Below are 4,739 nucleotides of genomic sequence, written 5' to 3'. Positions count from 1 at the left end.
CGCCGCGTCGCCCGCCGCCTGTTCCGGCAGGGCCACCTCGGCGTACGCCTCACCGGCCGCGGTCCACGCCCGCCGCAAGCCCTGGAACACCGGCCCGTACGCCAGACCATGCCCCGCCAGAGCCGCGTACCACCCGGTCAGGTCCACCTCGGCCGCACCGGCCGGCGGCCAGTCGCCCACGCCGGGCTCGTCCGGGGAGGCTGCCTCCAGGACGCCCTCCGCGTGCCGGACCCAGCCCGCGTCGTCGTCCTCCGGCTGCGAGTGCACGGTCACCAGCCGGGCGCCGGACGTGCCGGCCGCGCCGACGCGCACCTGCACCCGCACCCCCGCCGACCCCGGCAACGCCAACGGCGTCAGAACGGTCAACTCCCGCACCCGGGACACACCCACCTCGTCACCGGCCCGCACCGCCAACTCCACCAACGCCGTACCCGGCACCACCACCGAACCGGCAACCACATGCTCCGCCAACCACGGATGAGTCCCCGCCGACAACCGCCCCGTCAACAACACCTCGTCGTCCCCGGCGAGGCGCACCGCCGCGCCGAGCAGGCCGTGGCCGGCCGCGCCGAGTCCCGCGCCGGAGACGTCACCGCCGAACGAGCGGTCCACCGCCGGCCAGTACCGCTCCCGCTGGAACGCGTACGTCGGCAGGTCGACCGGGGCTGCGCCGGATTCGGCGTACACCCTCGCCCAGTCGACGCCGACGCCCGCGACGTACAGCTCCGCCAGGCCGGACAGCATCTGCGCGGGGCCGCTCTCGTCGCGGCGCAGGGAGCCCACCACCACGCCGGGGCCGGCCGGGGCGGCGGCCCGGTCGAACGCGTCCTGGACCACCACCTTGAGCACCGGGTGGGGGCTGACCTCCACGAAGACCCGGAAACCCTCGGCGATCAGCCGGTCGACCACCGGCGCGAGCCGGACCGGTTCGCGCAGGTTGCGGTACCAGTAGTCGGCGTCGAGCTGGGCGGTGTCGATGAGGTCGCCGGTCACCGTCGAGTAGAAGGACACGGCGGTCGACTCGGCGTCCACGGCGCCGAGCGCGGCCGACAGGTCGTCGCGGACCGCCTCGACGTGCGCGCTGTGCGAGGCGTAGTCGACGGCGATCCGCCGGGCCCGCAGGTCGCGCTCGGCGCAGTGCGCGAGCAGCGCGTCGACGGACTCCGCCGCGCCGGAGACGACGGTCACGGCGGCGCCGTTGACGGCGGCGATCGACAGGGTGTCCGCCCACGGCGCGATGAGCTGCTCGGTGTCGGCGGCCGACAGGGGCACGGAGAGCATGCCGCCCCGGCCCGAGATCGCCAGCAGGCCACGGCTGCGCGCCACGACCAGCCGCATCGCGTCCGGGAGGGTGAGGGCGCCGGCGGCGCACGCGGCGGCGATCTCGCCCTGCGAGTGGCCGACGACGGCGTCCGGGGCGATCCCGCACGCCTTCCACAGCCGTGCGAGGGACACCATGACGGAGAACAGGGCGGGCTGGACCACGTCGACCCGGTCCAGCGGCGGCGCGCCGGGCGCCTGCCGCAGCACGTCCTCCAGCGACCAGTCCACCAGCCGGGACAGCTCCTCGGCGCACTCCCGCATCCGCTCCCGGAAGGCCGGGGACGACTCCAGCAGGTCCAGCGCCATCCCGACCCACTGCGAGCCCTGGCCGGGGAAAACGTAGGCGACCTTCGGCGTGCCGTCGACAGGGGTCGGCGCGGCCTCGGAGCCGGCGAGCGCGGCCAGCTCGGCGAGGGCGGCCTCCCGGTCGCCGGCGACCACGACCGCCCGGTACGGGTGGTGGGCCCGTCGGGTGGCGAGGGAGAGCCCCAGGTCGGCGAGGGTCAGGTCGGCGTCCTCGGCGAGCTGCCCACGGACCCGGGAGGCCTGCTCCCGCAGGGCCTGCGGGCTGCGCCCGGACACCGTCAGGGGCACGCCGGCCGGGCCGGCCAGGCCGGGCTGATCCGGGGCGGGGGTCGGCCGGGCGGCGGGGGCGCTGTCGTCGGGTGCCTGCTCGATGATGGTGTGCACGTTGGTGCCGCTGATCCCGAACGAGGACACGGCGGCGCGGCGGGGCCGGTCGACGGCGGGCCACGGCCGCGGCTCGGTGAGCAGCGCCACCGCGCCGGAGTCCCAGTCGACGTGCGGGGACGGCTGGTCCACGTGCAGGGTGGACGGCAGCAGACCGTGCCGGATTGCCATGATCATCTTGATCACGCCGGCCACCCCGGCGGCGGCCTGGGAGTGCCCGATGTTCGACTTGATCGACCCGAGGAACAGCGGCCGGTCCACCGGCCGGTCCTGCCCGTACGTGGCCAGCAGCGCCTGCGCCTCGATCGGGTCGCCCAGCATGGTGCCGGTCCCGTGCGCCTCGACGGCGTCCACGTCGGAGGCGCCGAGCCGGGCGTTGGCCAGGGCCTGCCGGATCACCCGCTGCTGCGACGGCCCGTTCGGCGCGGTGAGGCCGTTGGACGCGCCGTCCTGGTTCACGGCGGAGCCGCGCACCACCGCCAGCACCCGGTGCCCGTTGCGCCGGGCGTCCGACAGCCGCTCCACGAGCAGCATGCCCACGCCCTCCGACCAGCCGGTGCCGTCGGCGGACGCGGCGAACGCCTTGCACCGGCCGTCGGGGGCCAGGCCGCCCTGGCGGGAGAACTCCGAGAACATGCCGGGCAGCGCCATCAGGGCGACGCCGCCGGCCAGCGCCAGGTCGCACTCGCCGCCGCGCAGGGCCTGGGCGGCGAGGTGCAGGGCGACCAGGGACGACGAGCAGGCGGTGTCGACGGTGACGGCGGGGCCCTCCAGCCCGAAGGTGTAGGAGACCCGTCCGGAGGCGACGCTGCCGGCCGTGCCGGTCAGCAGGTGCCCCTCCAGGCCGTCCAGGTCCTCGTTCCCGCCCGTGGCGTAGCCGGAGGAGGCCGCCCCGACGAAGACGCCGGTGGCGGTGCCGGTCACGCCGTCGGGGTCGACACCGGCGTACTCGAAGGCCTCCCAGGCGGTCTCCAGCAGCAGCCGCTGCTGCGGGTCCATGGCGAGGGCCTCACGGGGGCTGATGTTGAAGAAGCCGGCGTCGAAGTCGGCGGCGTCGTAGAGGAAGCCGCCCTGGTCGGTGACGGTGCTGCCGGTGTCGTACAGGCGGTCCAGGTCCCAGCCCCGGTCGGTGGGGAACCCGCCGATCGCATCGGCGCCGGAGGTGACGAGCTGCCACAGCTGCTCCGGGCTGGCCACCCCGCCCGGGTAGCGGCAGGCCATCCCGATGATCGCCACCGGCTCGTCGGTCGCGCCGGCGCCGACCGGGCGGACGGCCACGGCGGCGTCGGTCGCGGCGAGGCCGAGCTGCCCGAACAGGTACTCGGCGAGCCGGGCCGGGGTGGGGTGGTCGAAGGCCAGCGTGGCGGGCAGCCGCAGCCCGGTCGCCGAGCCCAGCCGGTTACGCAGCTCCACCGAGGTGAGCGAGTCGAAGCCCAGTTCCTTGAACGCGCGGGCGGCCGGCACGGCCTGTGCGGAGGCGTGGCCCAGCACGGCCGCGGCCTGCCCGCAGACCAGCTCCACCAGCAGCCGCCGGGCGTCCGCCTCGGGCAGGCCGACGAGCCGGTCCCGCCAGGAGGCCCCCGCCGTGGGGGCACCGCCGGCCCGCCGCCGACCGCCGGCGCGCACGAGCTGCCGCAGCAGCGGCGGCACCTGGGACGCGTCGCCGGTGACCTGCAACCGGGCCGCCACGACCACCGGCGACACCGCCGGCAGGGCCGCGTCGAACAGTTCGGCGCCCTCGGTCGCGGAGAGTCCGGTCATCCCGACCCGCCGCTGCCGCTGCTGGTCGTCGCCGTCGAGGTGCGCGGTCATCCCGCTGGTGGTGGCCCACAGGCCCCAGGCGACGCTCGTGGCGGCCAGGCCCCGCTGCCGGCGGTGCCCGGCCAGGGCGTCGAGGAACGCGTTCGCCGCCGCGTAGTTGCCCTGCCCGGGCGAGCCGAGGGTGGCCGCGAGGGAGGAGAACGTCACGAACGCGGCAAGGTCCAGGTCGGCCGTGGCCTCGTGCAGCGCCCACCCGGCGTCGACCTTCGGCGCCATCACCGTGGTGACGGCCCGCTCGTCGAGCGAGGTGACGGTGGCGTCGGCGAGCACCCCGGCGGCGTGCACCACCGCGGTCAGCGGGTGTGCCGGGTCGACGCCGCCGATCAGCTCCCCGACCTGGGCGGGGTCGCTGACGTCGACCGCGACGGCGGAAACCCGCGCGCCCGCGTCGGTCAGCTCACGGACCAGGCCGGCGTAGTCGTCGCGGCCGTCGTCGTCGGGGTGCCGGCGGGAGGCGAACAACAGGTGCCGGGACTGGCCGGTGGTCACCAGGTGCCGGGCCACCACCCCGGCCAGCGTTCCGCCGGCGCCGGTGATCAGCGTGGTGCCGTCCGGGTCGATCGGGGCGGGGATGCGCAGCACCACCTTGCCCACGTGCCGGGCCTGACTCATGTGCCGCAACGCCCGCCGGGCGTGCCGCACGTCCCACACCCGCACCGGCAACGGACGCAACACGCCCCGCTCGAACAGCGCCAGCAACTCCGTCAGCATCTCGCCGATGCGGGCGCTGCCGGCCTCGTTCAGGTCGAACGACCGGTACGCGACGCCCGGGTATTCGGCCGCCACCGCCTCCGGGTCGCGGACGTCGGCCTTGCCCATCTCGACGAACCGGCCACCACGCGGCAACAACCGCAACGACGCGTCGACGAACTCACCCGCCAGGGCATCGAGCACCACATCCACCC

The 4,739-nt window shown here is 76.0% G+C and carries 1 protein-coding gene; it reads right to left on the bottom strand.

The features are described from left to right. On the bottom strand, positions 1–4,739 hold a 4,739-nt coding region (locus ABT023_RS28830; protein ID WP_350889823.1), incomplete at both ends, for an SDR family NAD(P)-dependent oxidoreductase.

The organism is Micromonospora sp. NPDC002296, assembly GCF_040296145.1.
In the GTDB taxonomy this organism is placed as follows: domain Bacteria; phylum Actinomycetota; class Actinomycetes; order Mycobacteriales; family Micromonosporaceae; genus Micromonospora.
This window is presented reverse-complemented; position numbering and strand designations above follow the sequence as displayed.